The following is a 16,969-nucleotide window of genomic DNA, read 5'->3' as shown; positions in this document are numbered from 1 at the left end:
CGTGGCCACCGCCGCAGAGCGCATAGCATTGGGACGCGCGCAACTGGTGCTCGCCGGCGGCACCGAGGCCATGAGCCGCGCGCCGATCCAGTGGAACGCGGCCATGGTCGGCTGGCTCGGCAAGATGCTGCGCGCGCGTCAGCCGCTCGACCGCGTGCGGGCGCTGACGCGATTCCGCCCCGCGTATCTGAAACCGGTTTATTCCCTGCTGCTCGGGCTCACCGACCCGCTGGTGAAGCTGTCCATGGGCCAGACGGCTGAGATCCTGGCACACCGCTTCGGCCTGCCGCGCGAGTCCCAGGATGTCTATGCGCTGCAAAGCCACCGGCGGCTGGCGGCGGCCTTCGATGCCGGCGACATGCGCAGTGAAGTCGAGACGCTTTACGACACGAACGAACATATATACGCAGAAGACACCGGTCTGCGGCGCGACACCGATCTCGAGCGGCTGGCGCAGCTCAAACCGGTGTTCGACCGGAAGTACGGTTCGGTGACCTCCGGTAACAGCTCGCAGGTGACCGACGGCGCCGCCATGCTGCTGCTCGCGAGCGACGAGGCGGTGAAGCGCCACGGACTTGCCGTACTCGGCGAATGGGTGGATCACGAATGGGCCGGCGTCGATCCGAGCCAGATGGGTCTGGGGCCGGTGCATGCCGTGGCGCAATTGCTGGTGCGGCAGAATCTGAAAATGCGCGACCTGCAGCAGATGGAACTCAACGAGGCTTTTGCCGCGCAAGTGCTGGCCTGTCAGGCGGCGTGGGACAGCGCGCAATACGCGCGCGAGGAACTCGGAATGGATGCGCCGCCCGGCGCCATGGACCCGTCGCTCCTCAACCCTGAAGGCGGCGCGATTTCAAACGGTCATCCGGTGGGCGCGAGCGGCGCGCGTCTGGTGTTGCATCTGCTGCACGCGCTGAAACGCAAAGGCGGCGGGCAGGGCGTGGCAACACTGTGTATCGGTGGTGGCCAGGGCGGCGCGATGCTGTTGCGCGTGCAAGGTGACCATCGATGAGCAAACACTGGCATCTCGATTACCACACCGATTACGCGCTGCTGACGCTCGATGTCGCCGGCCAGTCGGCCAACGTGTTGTCGCAGGAAGTGTTGCTGGAGCTGGACCGGCATCTGGGTGAACTGGAGGGCAAGCCGCTTCAGGGGCTGATCATCCGCTCCGGCAAGGCCTCCGGGTTCATCGCCGGGGCCGATGTGCGCGAATTCGAAAGGATTACCGATCCGGTGCGCGCCACCGAACTTGCGGAGCTCGGCCAACAGGTCTGCGCGCGGCTCGCGGGCTTGCCGTTTCCGTCGGTGGCCGTGATCCACGGTTTTTGTCTCGGCGGCGGCCTGGAACTGGCGCTGGCCTGCCGTTATCGCCTGGCGCGCGAGGACGCCGCCACCCGCCTCGGACTGCCCGAGGTGCGCCTGGGCATTCATCCCGGATTTGCCGGCAGCGTGCGTCTGCCGCCGCTGGTGGGCGACATGGCGGCGCTCGACATGATGCTCACCGGCCGCACGATTTCCGCGCGCGAGGCGCGGCGTTTGGGACTGGTGGACGAGATTGTGCCGGAACGGCATTTGCTGGATGCGGCCGAAAAGTTCCTGAAGTCGGGAACACCGCGCCGGAAAGCGCCTTGGCATCGACGCGTGCCCGGGTGGAGACCACTGCGAACGCTCGTCGTGCGCATGTTCACACCGCGCGTGCGGCGCAAGGCGCATCCCGATCACTACCCCGCCCCGTGGCGCATACTCGATTTGTGGCGCGATCGCGCCACCGAGAAACAGGAGGCGCAGTCGCTCGGTGAGCTGCTGGTGTCGCGCAGCAGTCGCAATCTGGTGCACGTGTTTCTGCTGGGCGAGGAACTCAAGCGCCGCGGCAAGATGCAGCCCCACGGCATCGAGTACGTGCATGTGATCGGCGCCGGCGTGATGGGCGCGGACATCGCCATCTGGGCGGCGCACAAGGGCTTCCGCGTGAGTCTCCAGGACCAGAAGCCCGAAATCCTCGCACGCGCGATGAAGAAGGCGTACGGGTTTTTCAAGAGCAAGCTCAAGGAGCCGCGCGCGGTGCAGGAGGCCATGGACCGGTTCATGCCGGACCTCGAGGGCCATGGACTCGGGCGTGCCGATCTCGTCATCGAAGCGATCGTGGAAAAGGTCGAACCCAAACGCGAGCTGTTCCGACTGGTCGAGCAGAAGGCGCGCCCGCAGACCCTGCTCGCCACCAACACCTCGAGCATTCCGCTGGAAGAAATTGGCACGGTGCTGAAAGATCCGTCGCGTCTGGTGGGACTGCATTTCTTCAATCCGGTGGCGCAAATGCAACTGGTCGAAATCGTGCGCGGTGCGCAGAGCTCTGAAGCGTCGCTGGCGCGTGCGCGCGCCTTCACCGGCGCCATCGAGCGCCTGCCGCTGGATGTCAAAAGCAGCCCGGGCTTTCTCGTCAATCGAATCCTCATGCCGTATCTGATCGAAGCCGTGAAACTGGTGCAGGAAGGAGTTGGCATCACCACGATCGATCAGGCGGCCACCGAGTTCGGCATGCCGATGGGGCCGATCGAGCTGGCCGACAGCGTCGGGCTCGATATCTGTCTTTCCGTGGCGGAGGAATTATCCGAACCCCTGCACATGGACGTGCCGGACAAGCTGCGCGAACTGGTGGGTCAGGGCCAGCTTGGCCGCAAATCCGGGCAGGGGTTCTATCGCTATAACGCCCGCGGCCGGCGCGAATCGCCGTCGCCGGACAAGACCGCCGCCGACATTCCCATCACCGAACGGCTGATTCTGCGCTTGCTGAACGAGGCCATGGCCTGCTTGCGCGAAGGCGTGGTGGGGGACGCCGACGCCGTGGATGCCGGCATGGTGTACGGCACCGGCTTCGCCCCCTTCCTCGGCGGGCCGATGAGCTACATCGACAGCCTCGGCGTGACCGGGATCAGTCACAGTCTCCATCGCCTGATGCAGGAATACGGGCCGCGCTTCAAGCCTGACGCGGGCTGGTCGCAACCAGAATTGCTCAAGCGGCGCTTGCGGTCATCGAACCCGACATGACGCTGCCAGATCTAGGCAACCTCGCCGATCTCTTTTGGCACCGGGTGCATGAAACACCAGAGGCCCCCGCCTACCGCCAGTTCGACGGGGGCGCCTGGGTGGACATGACCTGGGCCGAGGTCGGTCGCGCCACGGCACGCTGGCAGGCGGCGTTCGATCGCGAAGGATTGAAACGTGGCGACCGCGTGGCGCTGTGCCTGCACAACCGTGTCGAATGGGTGTTGTTCGATCAGGCGGCGCTCGCCCTCGGGCTTGTCACGGTGCCGCTGTATTTCGATGACCGCCCGGAAAACATGGCCTGGTGCCTGAACGATGCCGGCGTGCGGCTGTTGTTGCTCGAGGACGCTGGGCAGTGGCCGGCGCTGCGCGATCAGGCGAAGTCGGTCGCACGGGTGGTTTGTCTCGCCGGCGAGACCGGTCAGGATAACAGGCTCGTGCGCTTGCAGGACTGGCTGCTGCACGCCGGCGGGGAGCTCAAGCGCGCGACCGCCGCGCCGGGCGACTTGGCCACGATCGTCTACACCTCCGGCACCACCGGGCGGCCCAAGGGCGTGATGCTGTCGCATGGCAACATCCTGAGCAACGTGATTGCCTCCATGCTCGCGTTGCCCGCTTACCCGTCCGACCGGTTCCTTTCTTTTCTGCCGTTATCGCACATGTTCGAGCGCACCTGCGGTTACTATTCCGCGATCTGGGCCGGGGCGCAGACGGTGTACGCGCGCTCGATCAGTCTGCTGGCGGATGACATCCGCGAACAGCAGCCGACGGTTCTTATCAGCGTCCCGCGCATCTTCGAACGCATCTATTCCAGGATGCAGGAGGCCATGGCGCCCGGTTCACTCAAGCGCAAGCTGTTCGAGAAAGCCACGGAGGTCGGCTGGCGGAGTTTCCGCGGCGAATCCACCTTCACCGACAAGCTGTTGTGGCCGGTGCTCAAGGTGCTGGTGGCGAAGAAACTTTACCGGCGTCTCGGTGGGCGCATTCGCATGATCATCGTCGGCGGGGCGGCGTTTGCACCGCATCTGGCGCGCGTGTTCATCGGTCTCGGGCTGCCGATTATCCAGGGTTATGGACTTACCGAAACGTCGCCGGTGCTGGCCGCCAACCGCATGGGCGACAACGATCCCGCCTCCGTCGGCCGCGCGCTTGAGGGTGTCGAGCTGCGCTGCACCGAAAATGGAGAGCTGCTGGCGCGCGGGCCAAACATCATGCTGGGTTATTGGAACAAGCCCGAAGCGACCGCCGCCATGATCGATAAGGAAGGCTGGCTGCATACCGGCGACGTGGTAACGATTCGTGGCGGCAGCGTGTACATCACCGGACGCGTGAAGGACATCATTGTGCTGTCCAACGGCGAGAAGATCCCGCCCACCGACGCCGAAGCGGCGATACTGCGTGACGCCGCTTTCGAGCAAGTGATGGTGCTCGGCGAGGGCCGGCCCAAGCTCGGCCTGCTCGCGGTGAGCAAGACCGGAGACGCGGCGACATTGTGTGCCCGTGCCAACGCCCAACTCTACGACTTTCCGGGTTATGCGCGTATCTGCCATATCACGTGCCTGCAAGAACCCTGGACCGTCGAGAACGGACTGCTGACCCCGACCCTCAAGCTCAAGCGCAATGAAATCGAGAAACGCTTCGCGCGCGAAATCGAGGCGATGTATGCGTCGTGCGATGTTTGCTGTCCGACCGGTGAACGGAAGGGTGCCATCTGAACCACTGCATCGCTTCAGCGGCATGGCTCTGGCGAACCAGGGGCCATTCCCTCAGAATGCGAAGACAACGCCAGCGATGAACAAGGAGGAACGATGCAGATCGGCATGATTGGCCTCGGCCGCATGGGCGGGAACATGGCGCTGCGCCTGATTCAGGCCGGCCACGGCGTGGTGGGATATAACCGTAATCCCCGAAACATCGACGCGGAGGTGAAGGCCGCAATTGTTTCCGTGCCGTCCGTGGCGGAGCTGGTGAAACGGCTCAAGACACCACGCGCGGTCTGGCTCATGATCCCGCACGGCAAGCCGACGGAAGAAACGATCGATACGTTGCTCGAACTGCTCACCCCCGGCGATATCATCGTGGACGGCGGCAACTCGCGTTACACCGATTCCGCGCGCGCCGCCGGGCGCTGCGCCGGGCGCGGCGTGAATTTTCTCGACGTCGGTGTCAGTGGCGGGGTGTGGGGCAGGGAAATCGGCTATTGCCTCATGATCGGTGGTCCCAAAACGGCCTTTGATTATTTGGAGCCGATCTTTGTCGCGCTGGCGCCGAAGGATGGTTATGCGCTCGTGGGCGCGAGCGGCGCGGGACATTTCGTCAAGATGGTGCACAACGCCATCGAATACGCCATGCTGCAGTCGATCGGCGAAGGCTTCGAATGTCTGCAGCGCTCGGAGTATGGTATCGACTTGGGACGCATCGCCGCGCTGTGGCAGCAGGGGTCGGTGGTGCGCTCCTGGCTGCTCGATCTGCTGACCAAGGCGCTGCGCGAAGAGGGCAATGCCCTGGAGCACATCGCCGGTTACGTCGACGATTCCGGCATGGGGCGCTGGAGTATCGCCTATGCCGTGGAAAACGCCATTCCGATTCCGGTGATCACGCAATCGCTGTACGAACGGTTTGCTTCGCGCCAGGAAGACCGCTTCAGCGCCAAGGTTATTGCGGCGTTGCGCAAGCAGTTTGGCGGTCATGCGGTGAAGAAGGAGTGAACCGATGAGCGAGATGGAATTCGCCCCCCGTTGCGTCGGGCTCAGTTCCGGCAAGCCCACCGAGCCTTGCTGTATCGTGGTGTTCGGCGCCGCCGGCGATCTGTCGCGGCGTGAACTCATCCCCGCGCTGTACGACCTGGCCTGCCAGTCGCTGCTCCCGGAACCGTTCACCATCGTCGGCTTTTCGCGCGACAACTGGGACGACCAGGCCTTCCGCGAGCGGATGCGCCGCGCCGTCGCCGACGAGCGCTCGTTCGACCCCAAGCACTGGGAACGCTTCGCGCCCCACCTCCACTACGTGACGGGAAATTTCGATGCCCCGCCCGAAGGCGATTACGCCTTGTTGCGCGACAAACTGCAATCGCTGCAGCGGCGTCACGGCATTCCGGACAACGTGCTGTTTCATCTCGCCACGCCGCCCGATTTTTTCTGCGGCATCGTCAACCGCCTCGACGCCGCCGGCCTGGCGACCAGCGATCACGGCTGGCGGCGGCTGGTGATCGAGAAGCCCTTCGGCACCGACGAGCGCTCGGCGCGCGACCTCGACCGGAAAATTCTCGAAGTGTTCAAGGAAGATCAGACTTATCGCATCGATCATTTTCTCGGCAAGGAAACGGTACAGAACCTGCTGGTGGTGCGTTTCGCCAACCCCAGCTTCGAGCCGATCTGGAACCGCAACTACGTCGACCACGTGCAGATCACCGTGGCCGAGGACATCGGCATCGGCACGCGCGCGGGCTTTTACGAGAAGACCGGCGTGGTGCGCGACATGGTGCAGAATCACCTGTTGCAATTGTTGTGCATGACCGCCATCGAGCCGCCGGTGCGTTACGATGGCGCGGGGTTGCGCGACGAAACCGCGAAGGTGATGCAGGCGATCCGTCCGTTGGATGTTCGCAAAGATGCCGTTCGCGGGCAGTACGGACCGGGACACATGGACGGAAAAGCGGTGCCCGGGTATCGCGCGGAAAAGAACGTGGCGTCCGACTCGAACACCGCCACGTTTGCAGCGCTGCGCATCATGATCGACAACTGGCGCTGGGCCGGCGTGCCGTTTTACCTGCGCACCGGCAAGCGCCTGGCGCGCAAGGTGACGGAAGTAGCCATCCACTTCAAGCCCACACCGCACCTCATGTTCCCGATCGAGCAGGACAGCTCAAGCGGAAATGTCCTGGCGTTCCGGCTGCAGCCGGAGGAGGGCATCATGCAGACCTTTGTGGCAAAGCAGCCGGGTCCGGGGCTGTGTTTGGAGCCGGTCACCATGAATTTCCGCTACGCCAGCGCCTTCGGCATCGAGCAGCTCCCAAGTGCCTATTCATGGCTGCTGCACGACGCCATGGGCGGCGACCAGACGTTGTTCGCGCGCGCCGACTGGATTTACCGCGCCTGGCAGATCGTCGAGCCGGTCATCGCCCAATGGACCTCGGAAGTGGCACCGGACTTTCCCAACTACACGGCCGGGTCGTGGGGCCCACTGGCGGCCGACGGTCTGCTGCGTGCGGACAAACGCGCGTGGAAATCACTATAGCAGGACACTGTGCCGCGCGATGACCATCGCATCGTGGTTGCCCCGGAAGCACTGCCGGAAGTCGCGGCACGTCACATCGCCAAGCTGATCGAGCAGGCCGTTGCTGACCGCGGCCGGGCGAGCGTGATGCTCGCCGGTGGCAGCACCCCGCGCGCGGTCCACCGGCAACTGGCGCTCAACCCGCGTATTGCGTGGGACAAGGTCGAGATTTTTTTCGGCGACGAGCGCGCCGTGCCGCCCGGCGATCCGCAAAGCAATTACCGCATGGCGCGCGAGTCGCTGCTCGACGCCGTGTCCATTCCCTCCAGCCAGATACATCGCATGCCGGCGGACCGTCCCGATCGCGAAGCCGCGGCCGAGGAATACGCGCGGCGGCTGCCGGAACGCATGGACCTCATTATTCTCGGGCTTGGCGAGGACGGTCATACCGCCTCGTTGTTCCCGGGTTCATCCGCGTTGCGCGAAACGGTGCGCAAGGTGGTGGCCGTCATCGGGCCGAAGGCGCCCGCGCAGCGACTGACCGTCACACCGCCCGTGATCGTGGCGGCGCGCGAGAAAATCATTCTGGTCAGTGGATCGGGAAAAGCCGTTGCGGTGGCGCAGGCCTTGGAAGGTCCGGATCAACCCGTTCAATGCCCGGCGCAGCTGGCGCGTGACGGTATCTGGATCATGGACCGCGACGCCGCTTCCGGTCTGCGCCACCCGCCGCGGTAGCCCCCAGCCGTTTCACGTTCAGCGCGCGGACGTAAACGTCGCGTGATACTGCTGCAGCAGCTCTGCCGTCAGCAGAAACACGCTTTCATCTTCCGAGGAAGTGGTAAGCCAGGTGAAAGGCACCGCGGGAAATTTTTCCTGCAAGCGTTCGGCGCTGTTGCCGACTTCGGCCACGAGTATGCCGCCGGGATTCAGGTGTGCCGGCGCTGCGGCGAGAATCCGAATGACGGCATCCAGCCCCTGCACGCCCGAGGCCAGCGCCAGCGCCGGTTCATGACGGTATTCCGGCGGCAAGGTCCGCATCTCATCATGCGCCACGTAGGGAGGATTGGTGACGATAAGATCGTAGCGTTCGTCTTCCAGTGCGCTGAACAGATCGGAACGCACCAGCCGCACGCGTTCGCTGAGTCCGTGATGCTCCACGTTGATGTGCGCCACCGCGAGCGCCGCGTCGGAAATGTCCGCGGCATCCACGCGCGCCTCGGGAAAGGCATGGGCACAGGCGATGGCGATGCAAGCGCTGCCGGTGCACAGGTCGAGAACCCGGCGCACGCGCGCGGGATCGATCCACGGTTGAAATCGCTCGGCGATGAATTCCGCGGTGAGCGAGCGCGGCACGATCACGCGTTCATCGACGTAGAATTTCAACCCGGCGAACCAGGCTTCTTTCAGCAGGTAGGCGAGCGGCTGACGGGTGCGAATGCGTGAATCGACGAGCGCGCGGATCGTGTCCTGCTGTGGCGGCGTGGGTTCGTCTTCCAGATGTTCTTCGAGTTCGTGCGGCGTGAGTTTCAATGCGCTGCCCACCAGCCACGCGGCTTCATCCAGGGGATTGTCCGTGCCGTGTCCGAAGTAGAGTCCGGCTCCGGCAAAACGCCGTTCCGTCCAACCGATGAAGTCGGCGACCGTGCGGGGCGGGGCGGTCAAAACGGGTTACTTATTTGAGTTGGTCTAGATCGGCCTGGACCATCGCCGCCGAGCGCATGAAGGCGGCCGATTCCTCCGGCGTCAGGGGCAGTTCGATCACCTGCTCCACGCCGTTCTCGCCTAAAACGACGGGCACGCCCATGCCGATGTCGTGCAGTCCGTATTCGCCCTGCAGCACCGCTACGCCGGGAAGGATGTGGCGGCGATTGTGGCTGATGGAGTCCACCATGGCGGCGATGGCGGCCGCCGGGGCATCGTAGGCGCTCGCGGTTTTGCGCAGCGAAAGAATTTCGGCGCCACCGCCGCGCGTGCGTTCGACGATTTTCTGAATTTGTTCCTTTGTCAGGAAGTGCTCGATCGGAATGCCGTTGATGCAGGTGAAACGCGTCATCGGCACCATGGTATCGCCGTGGCCGCCGAGCACCATGGCGGTGATGTCCCTCACGGAGAAACCGGTTTCCATGGCCACGAAGCTGGCCATGCGCGCCGAGTCGAGCACGCCGGCCATGCCGAAAACACGGCTGCGCGGCCAGCCGGTGCGCTTCCAGGCGGCGTAGGTCAGCACGTCGACCGGGTTCGAGACCACAAGCAACAAGGCATGGGGCGCGGTCTTGAGCAATGTATCCACGATGTCGTTGACCACCGCCAGATTGGTGTCGAGCACGTCGGAGCGCGACATGCCGGGTTTTCGTGGGATGCCGGCGGTGATTATCACCAGCTCCGAGCCGGCCATCGCATGGAGGTCGTTCGAGCCGTCGAGCGTGGTGTCGAAATGGAAAATCGGCGCCGATTCCTGGATGTCGAGCGCCGTTCCCTGCGGCACGCCTTCCTTGACGTCGATCAGCACCACCTCGCGGCACAATTCCGCTTTGGCAAGATTGTGCGCGGCGGATTCACCGACGCGCCCGGCCCCGACGATTGTGATTTTATTCATGGCCTGTCCCTTTGGTTCTGGTCCAAGAGTGAGTATAGCCGGATAAATTCCCGGCCCGCCGCGCGGGAACGGTCACACTCACGGTTTCGGGTAATGTGCGGGATAGGCCGCGCGCGCCACGCCGGAATCGATGGCCGCGCGCGCCACCGCCGGCGGCACGGTATGAATCAGGCGCGGGTCGAGCGGCTTGGGGATGATGTAGTCGTGGCCGAATTCCAGGTGCGTCAGGCCATAGGCGCGCAGCATCTCCGCCGGCACCGGTTCGTGGGCAAGTTTGGCGAGCGCGCGCACGGCCGCGACCAGCATGGCGCGCGAGACAGAGCTGGCGTGCACGTCGAGTGCCCCGCGGAAGATGTAGGGAAAGCCGAGCACGTTGTTGACCTGGTTCGGATAATCCGAGCGCCCCGAGGCCATGATGAGGTCGGTGCGCGCCGCGTGTGCTATCTCGGGACGGATCTCCGGGTCGGGGTTGGCGAGCGCGAACACAATCGGTTTGGGCGCCATGGACTTCACTATTTCGGGCGAGACCACGTTCGCGGCCGAGACGCCAATGAACACGTCAGCACCCAGCATGGCATCGGTGAGCGTGCGTTTATCAGTCGCCTGGGCATAGCGACGCTTATAGATATTGATGTCCGGGCGACCGGTATGGATCACACCCTTGCTGTCGAGCAGCAGAATGTGGTCGCGCTTGGCACCGAGGGCGATCATCAATTGAATGGTCGCGAGGCCCGCGGCCCCTGCCCCGAGCAGCACGATCCGTACCCCGGATAATTTCTTGCCCTGGAGTTCGAGAGCGTTCAGCAGTCCCGCGCAGATGATCACGGCCGTGCCGTGCTGGTCGTCATGAAACACCGGGATGTCGAGGCGTGCGCGCAGTATCTCCTCGATCGCGAAACAATCCGGCGCGGCGATGTCCTCGAGATTGATGCCGCCGAAAGTCGGCGCGATGTGGGCCACGGTGTCGATGAAAGCGTCGCGCGACGGCGCGTCAACCTCGATGTCGAACACGTCGATGTCGGCGAAACGCTTGAACAACACCGCCTTGCCTTCGAGAACCGGTTTGCAGGCCAAGGCCCCCTGGTTGCCCAAGCCAAGCGTTGCCGTGCCGTTGGTGATCACGGCCACGAGATTGCCCTTGTTGGTGTAGCGATAAGCGGCCTCGGGATCGGCGGCGATGGCGCGCACCGGCTCGGCCACGCCGGGCGTGTAGGCGAGCGAGAGGTCGTACTGGGTCTCGCACGGCTTGGTCGGCACCACGGCGGTCTTGCCGGGCTTCGGCAGCGCGTGATAGTCGAGCGCGGCCTGCTTCATTTCTTTTTTCATGATTTGCTACCTATTCGATGATCTTGATGAGTTCGCCTGCCTGAGGCTCGCCGTCCGGAAATTTGTCATTGATCAGGCGCAGCACGGATTCGCTGTCATCCTTGATGGGTGATTTTTTGGCGAAGTTTGCGAAAGTGTCGTTAGCAAGAGTGCGGGCGATACGCACGTGTAATCCTTGCGTGGCTTTTTCTGTAAGGTGCTCTTCTTGAGCATTAAGGGGACGCAGGCTGTGTGCTGTTGCCATAAATCTGGCATCGAAGGCAGCAAAACTTTCGGGTGTGTTGGTGACACCCGAAAACAGGAAGCGCTTATCGTTGTAGTACACGACGCTCACACGAGTCCTGCGACTGCCGAATGACGGAGAAGAAGGGGCTATTCCGGAATAAGAAGGAAACCCCATTCCTTGAATTGGACGACCCTGCTCAAGGCTGGAGACGCCCATTCGGATCTTCAAAAAAACATCCGGCTGCATTTCTTTGACGAGATCTTCAATGTCTACCCGAAGGATGGCCTGAAAATCGGGGCTAGTGGCCTCGATGAGATTGTAATTAATATTCAATTGCCAGCCCTCCGGAAAGCTGAGCGCCACATCTATATCTTTGTGGTAACAATGGTTATCGCTGCACACAATATCAATCTGCTTGATGTCGCCAAATTGTATTTTGTCAATCTGTTTTAGGTAGTCCTCGCGAGCGATATTGATCGTGGTGCTGGTTTTAAATTTATTGGCCTCTGCTACAACTTCTTGCAAGCGCGTGTCCGCGCTCGGATGGCTTGCAAACACCCCATGGTATATGCGCAGCGGACGATTCTCGGCGGCGGCGCGTTTTTTCTCGAATTCTTCCTGGTTCTTGAGCACGCCAATAACCTTGATCATGGCTTGCGGATCGTAGCCCGCGCGGGCGAGGTACTCTGCGCCGAGACGGTCGGATTCCAACTCATGGTCGCGCCCGTAACCGGAGAGCATCGCGTTGCCAAGGACATTGAACAAATCTTGGGTAACTGGGATTCCAGTGGCAACGCCTACCAACGCGCCAACAAAACCGGTGGCCGAAGCCGCCGTGTACTGGCGCACGGCGTGACGTGCCGTGACGTGACCGATCTCGTGTCCAAGCACCGTGGAGAGTTCCGCCTCGGAGTTGAGGTAGGCGAGAATGCCGCGGGTAATATAGATATAGCCGCCCGGGAGCGCGAAGGCATTGACTTCCGGAGTGTCGAGTACGGTGAAATGATAGGTAAGTCCAGGACGATGACTTTGTGCCGCCAGCTTTTGGCCGACGCGCTGCACATAGGCTTGAAGCTCCGGATTGTCGTATACCCCGTACTTATTGCGGACTTCAGCATCGTTTCTGCTGCCGATACTGATTTCCGTAGCTTCAGTCATGAACACGACGTCCGGTGTGCCGCTGACCGGATTCGTGGCGCAACCCGTGATGCCGCCGGACACCACCATGGTCAGCAGAAAGGGGATCAGCAGGCCCTGAAAGGCGGGGATACGCATGGGTTCAATCGCGCCATGTTAGCATGGCCGGATGTGGCACACGCAGGTGCAGTCTTCCCTTGGATTCCGTGAGCCAGCCGCGCGCCACGATGTGGCGGCCGACCCAGTCCCTGGGTTTGCCGCGGTGGTAATTTTTCCAGTCCTCGTGGGTCACGACCAGGGCCACCCGCGGCGACAGATCGAAATAAATCAGCTTGCGGTGACTCTGGTAGCGCAGAATAGTGCCCTCGATGAAGCGGAATCCCGTGCTCTGCGCGGTGAGCCGCTCCGCCGGCGTCGGCGCGTAAGCCGGCTCGCCCCACACGCCGCGCCCCGCGCCGCGTGCCTCGTTTTCGATGTTAATAAGAGCCGGGAGCTTGCCCACGTTCGGCGGGATCGCCACCGCCCAGGCCAGCCCCTCGCGCAGCAGGATTTCCTCGACATCGCGACCGTCCGGAAGATAAACATGCGCCAGCAGCCGGCCATAATGGTCCTGGCGTTCACGCTCGAAGGCGAGCGTCACGCGCTGGCCTCGTACCAGCTGCGCCAGCCGATCGCGCGCCCGGGCCGCCAGCGGCTGGTCCGGCGCGCCATCCCTGCGGAGCTCGGGGGCATTGATGCCGATGAGGCGCACGTGCTGGTTGTTTTGCAGGATAACGGTGTCGCCGTCGAGTACATACCTCACCTCGGTGGTTTCCGTGGCGGCTAGCGTTGCCACTGCCGTGAACAGGGCCCAAAATAAAAAGGCGCTCCTATAGAGCGCCTGTTTGCGTGCCGTCATTTTCACGGCTTATTTTTTCATGCCGTACTTCTGGCGGAATTTCTCCACGCGCCCGCCGGTATCCACCAGTTTCTGCTTGCCGGTGTAGAACGGATGGCACACAGAGCAGACTTCCACGTGCAGGTCGTGTCCCAGGGTCGAGCGCGTCTCGAAACTGTGGCCGCAGCTACAGTTGACCTTGGTTTCCTTGTAGGCGGGATGAATGCCTTCTTTCATGTCATTGATCTCAAAGTAGTTCCAGCAATTTTCGGTCGCCGGGTTTTCAGAGGGCGCGTAGTCTATGCAAAATCAAGGGCTTGAGCAAGCGCCCCGTCAGCGCTTCATGGAATCGAAGAATTCGCCGTTATTTTTGGTGGCCCGCAGCTTCTCGATCAGGAATTCCGAAGCCTCGAGTTCGTCCATCTGGTGCAGCAGCTTGCGCAGGATCCAGATCTTCTGCAGTTCCTCCGGGACCAGCAACAACTCTTCGCGGCGGGTGCCGGAACGGTTGATGTTGATCGAGGGGTAGGAACGCTTTTCCGCCAGACGCCGGTCGAGATGGATTTCCATGTTGCCAGTGCCTTTGAATTCTTCGTAAATCACATCGTCCATTTTGGAGCCGGTGTCGATCAGCGCGGTGGCGATGATCGTCAGGCTGCCGCCTTCCTCGATATTGCGCGCGGCGCCGAAAAATCTTTTCGGCCGTTGCAGCGCATTCGCGTCGACACCACCCGTCAGGACTTTGCCTGAAGCCGGAACCACTGTGTTGTAAGCGCGGGCGAGGCGGGTGATCGAGTCGAGCAGGATCACGACGTCCTTCTTGTGCTCGACAAGGCGCTTGGCTTTTTCGATCACCATCTCGGCGACCTGCACGTGGCGGCTGGCCGGTTCGTCGAACGTCGAGGAAATCACCTCGCCGCGCACCGAGCGCTGCATTTCCGTTACTTCCTCCGGGCGCTCATCGATGAGCAGCACAATGAGAAAGCAGTCGGGATGGTTGGCGGTAATCGCATGAGCGATGTTCTGCAGCATGACCGTTTTACCGGCCTTGGGCGGCGATACCAACAGGCCGCGCTGGCCCTTGCCGATGGGCGCGATGAGGTCGATCACGCGCGCGGTCAGGTTCTCGGTCGAGGCATTGTCGCGTTCGAGTCCGAACCTTTCCGTCGGATGGAGCGGTGTGAGGTTTTCGAACAGAACCTTGTTCTTGGCTTCGTCCGGATTCTGGAAATTGATCTCGTCGACTTTGAGGAGGGCGAAGTAGCGTTCGGATTCTTTCGGGGGGCGGATGTTGCCTTTGACGGTGTCGCCGGTGCGCAGGTTGAAGCGGCGTATCTGCGAGGGTGAGACGTAGATGTCATCCGGCCCGGCGAGGTAAGAGGCGTCCGCCGATCGCAGGAAGCCGAAACCGTCCTGGAGGATTTCGACCACGCCTTCGCCGATGATGTCCTCGCCCTTTTTCGCCTGGGCCTTGAGGATCGCGAAGATCAGGTCCTGTTTTCGCAGTCGCCCGCCGCCTTCGACGTCCAGGGCCGCGGCCATTTCGGCAAGCTCCGTGGCGGGCTTGCGCTTGAGTTCAGAGAGGTTCATCAGGGTTGCGTTCATTTGGTCACCGCTTCCGGACGCACCAGGGGCGCAAACTGCCCGCTGTCGAAGTCCGGGGAATGAATAATCAGGAAATTAGTTTAAAAAGCAGGAACGTCTTGGAATTTTTTTACATCCAGCCATTCAACATTAGCATCAGTTATTGTCCCCGTCCAGCCCCGGGGACCACGTGTAGTCCTAGAGATTTCCGTCAATGAAGGCAGCCAGCTGCGACTTGGAAACCGCGCCCACTTTGGTTGCCTCGACACTGCCGTTCTTGAACAGCATCAAGGTCGGAATGCCGCGGATGCCATACTTCGGCGGGGTCTGCGGGTTCTCGTCGATGTTCAATTTGGCGATCTTGAGCTTACCCTGGTATTCCGCGGCGATTTCCTGGAGCACCGGCGCAATGATCTTGCACGGGCCGCACCATTCCGCCCAGTAGTCCACCAGCACCGGCCCATCCGCTTTGAGCACTTCCTCCTCAAAGCTGTCATCGCTGATGTTTACAATACCTTGACTCATGTGTTGCTTGCCTCCGTCGTCATTGAATGAGATTCGGCCGGACTGGCTGGCCGTGGGCTGTCGTGAACGGGTAATGGACAATAGTTTGGGCAGAAATACCCATGGAATGCAAGTCGGACTGTTGCCAAATCCCAAAAGTGCCGTCGGCGAAGCAATAATGTTATGCTTGGCGCCCGTTTTATGAGTGATCACCACCTTACCGGCCAGTCCTTTGCCGGCCTAAACCTGCCCGAGGCCTTGCTTCAGGGCGTGCGCGAGGCCGGTTTCGAATTTTGCACGCCGATCCAGGCCGAAGCTCTGCCGCTGGCACTGGCCGGGCAGGACGTGGCCGGCCAGGCACAGACCGGCACTGGCAAGACCGCGGCGTTCCTGCTCGCGGCCTTCAATTATCTGTTGACGCACCTGCCGGAAGATCGTCGTCCGACGCAGCCGCGGGCAATCATGCTCGCGCCGACGCGCGAGCTGGCGGTGCAGATTCACAAGGATGCCGTGGCGCTGGGTGCGCACACCGGATTCAGGCTGGGTCTCGTTTTCGGCGGCACCGGTTACGACACGCAGCGGCGCATGCTGGAAGAGGGCGTGGACGTGCTGATCGGCACGCCCGGGCGCATCATCGATTATTTCAAGCAGCACGTGTTCGACCTCGAGGCGGTACAGGTGATGGTGCTCGACGAGGCCGACCGCATGTTCGACCTCGGCTTCATCAAGGACATTCGCTTCCTGCTGCGGCGCATGCCGCCGCCCGGCGCGCGCCTGAGCATGCTGTTCTCGGCCACGCTTTCCTACCGCGTCACCGAGCTCGCCTACGAGCACATGAACAATCCGCAGTTCGTGCGCATCGAGCCGGACAAGCGCACCGCCGACAAGGTCACGCAGGCGCTTTACCACACGGCGATCGAAGAGAAGATTCCGTTGCTAGTGCACCTGCTGCGCCAAAAGGATCCAACCCGCAGCCTGGTGTTCACCAACACCAAGGACGCAGCGGAAACCATCGCCGCCTGGCTCAAGGTCAACGAGCTGAATGCCGAGGTGCTTTCGGGCGACGTGCCCCAGACACAACGCCTGCGCATCCTGCAGGATTTCATGGAAGGCCGGTTACCGGTGCTGGTGGCGACCGACGTGGCCGCGCGTGGTTTGCACATCCCCGACGTCTCGCATGTGTTCAATTTCGACTTGCCGCAGAATGCCGAGGATTACGTGCACCGCATCGGCCGCACCGCACGCGCCGGCGCTTCGGGCGATGCCGTGAGTTTCGCCTGCGAGCGCTATGTGTTTTCGCTGCCGGAGATCGAGGAGTACATCGGTCACAAGCTCCCGATCCACCCGGTGTTGCCGGAAATGCTGCCCATCCTGCAGCCGCCGGCCCGGCGCGAATACCGTCCCCGTCCCGGCGCCGAACGCGGCCGCGGCGGCCGTCCGGATCGGCATGGGGGTCGGG

The 16,969-nt window shown here is 62.4% G+C and carries 15 protein-coding genes; 7 read left to right on the top strand and 8 right to left on the bottom strand.

Annotated features, from left to right (window positions below; translation table 11 throughout):
- From WB402_RS10310 to pgl, 6 genes are all read left to right on the top strand, one after another.
- Positions 1–1,012: acetyl-CoA C-acyltransferase (locus WB402_RS10310; RefSeq protein WP_424207553.1), on the top strand; the 1,012-nt coding region annotated here is incomplete at its 5' end.
- Entirely contained in the window at positions 1,009–3,048 is a 2,040-nt protein-coding gene (locus WB402_RS10305) for a 3-hydroxyacyl-CoA dehydrogenase NAD-binding domain-containing protein (protein ID WP_424207551.1), read from the top strand. The genes WB402_RS10310 and WB402_RS10305, both read left to right, overlap by 4 nt.
- Positions 3,045–4,760 (top strand): AMP-dependent synthetase/ligase, encoded by a 1,716-nt coding sequence (locus tag WB402_RS10300; protein WP_424207549.1) that lies wholly within the window; start codon positions 3,045–3,047, stop codon positions 4,758–4,760. Before WB402_RS10305 ends, WB402_RS10300 begins: the two co-directional genes overlap by 4 nt.
- Positions 4,761–4,853: 93 nt before the next feature.
- Positions 4,854–5,753, top strand: a complete 900-nt coding sequence (gene gnd / locus WB402_RS10295) for a phosphogluconate dehydrogenase (NAD(+)-dependent, decarboxylating) (protein WP_424207547.1) — start codon at positions 4,854–4,856, stop codon at positions 5,751–5,753.
- Between the two features lie 4 nt (positions 5,754–5,757).
- A complete protein-coding gene (zwf, locus tag WB402_RS10290) occupies positions 5,758–7,281 on the top strand; it encodes a glucose-6-phosphate dehydrogenase (protein ID WP_424207545.1) in 1,524 nt (507 codons plus the stop codon).
- Positions 7,282–7,290: 9 nt separating this feature from the next.
- Positions 7,291–7,995: a 6-phosphogluconolactonase gene (gene pgl, locus WB402_RS10285; RefSeq protein ID WP_424207543.1), complete on the top strand. Its 705-nt coding sequence runs from the start codon at positions 7,291–7,293 to the stop codon at positions 7,993–7,995.
- Positions 7,996–8,013: 18 nt separating this feature from the next.
- Here the strand turns inward: pgl and prmB are convergent, their stop codons facing one another.
- From prmB to trxA, 8 genes are all read right to left on the bottom strand, one after another.
- Positions 8,014–8,922, bottom strand: a complete 909-nt coding sequence (prmB, locus tag WB402_RS10280; protein ID WP_424207541.1) for a 50S ribosomal protein L3 N(5)-glutamine methyltransferase — start codon at positions 8,920–8,922, stop codon at positions 8,014–8,016.
- A 10-nt stretch (positions 8,923–8,932) separates the two neighbouring features.
- Positions 8,933–9,856 carry a malate dehydrogenase gene (gene mdh / locus WB402_RS10275; RefSeq protein WP_424207539.1) on the bottom strand — a complete coding sequence of 308 codons (924 nt, stop codon included), beginning with the start codon at positions 9,854–9,856 and terminating at the stop codon, positions 8,933–8,935.
- 78 nt (positions 9,857–9,934) lie between these two features.
- The gene (locus WB402_RS10270) at positions 9,935–11,182 is read right to left on the bottom strand and encodes a malic enzyme-like NAD(P)-binding protein (RefSeq protein ID WP_424207537.1); all 1,248 of its coding nucleotides are present in this window, start codon (positions 11,180–11,182) and stop codon (positions 9,935–9,937) included.
- Positions 11,183–11,192: 10 nt separating this feature from the next.
- Positions 11,193–12,683 (bottom strand): M48 family metalloprotease, encoded by a 1,491-nt coding sequence (locus WB402_RS10265; RefSeq protein WP_424207535.1) that lies wholly within the window; start codon positions 12,681–12,683, stop codon positions 11,193–11,195.
- A 4-nt stretch (positions 12,684–12,687) separates the two neighbouring features.
- Positions 12,688–13,443, bottom strand: coding sequence for a thermonuclease family protein (locus WB402_RS10260; RefSeq protein WP_424207533.1), 756 nt, complete (start codon positions 13,441–13,443; stop codon positions 12,688–12,690).
- A 9-nt stretch (positions 13,444–13,452) separates the two neighbouring features.
- Positions 13,453–13,659 carry a 50S ribosomal protein L31 gene (gene rpmE / locus WB402_RS10255; RefSeq protein WP_424207531.1) on the bottom strand — a complete coding sequence of 69 codons (207 nt, stop codon included), beginning with the start codon at positions 13,657–13,659 and terminating at the stop codon, positions 13,453–13,455.
- Between the two features lie 96 nt (positions 13,660–13,755).
- On the bottom strand, positions 13,756–15,012 hold the full coding sequence (gene rho / locus WB402_RS10250; protein ID WP_424207555.1) for a transcription termination factor Rho: 1,257 nt from the start codon (positions 15,010–15,012) through the stop codon (positions 13,756–13,758).
- 192 nt (positions 15,013–15,204) lie between these two features.
- Positions 15,205–15,531, bottom strand: a complete 327-nt coding sequence (gene trxA, locus WB402_RS10245) for a thioredoxin TrxA (RefSeq protein WP_424207529.1) — start codon at positions 15,529–15,531, stop codon at positions 15,205–15,207.
- 180 nt (positions 15,532–15,711) lie between these two features.
- On the opposite strand from trxA, the gene rhlB reads away from it, so the two are divergent.
- A partial coding sequence (gene rhlB, locus WB402_RS10240) for an ATP-dependent RNA helicase RhlB (protein ID WP_424207527.1) occupies positions 15,712–16,969 on the top strand: 1,258 nt, incomplete at its 3' end.

It is taken from the genome of Sulfuricaulis sp. (assembly GCF_049587675.1).
GTDB lineage: Bacteria > Pseudomonadota > Gammaproteobacteria > Acidiferrobacterales > Sulfurifustaceae > Sulfuricaulis.
The sequence above is the reverse complement of the archived record's forward strand: the minus strand, read 5'-3'. Positions and strand labels throughout refer to the sequence as shown.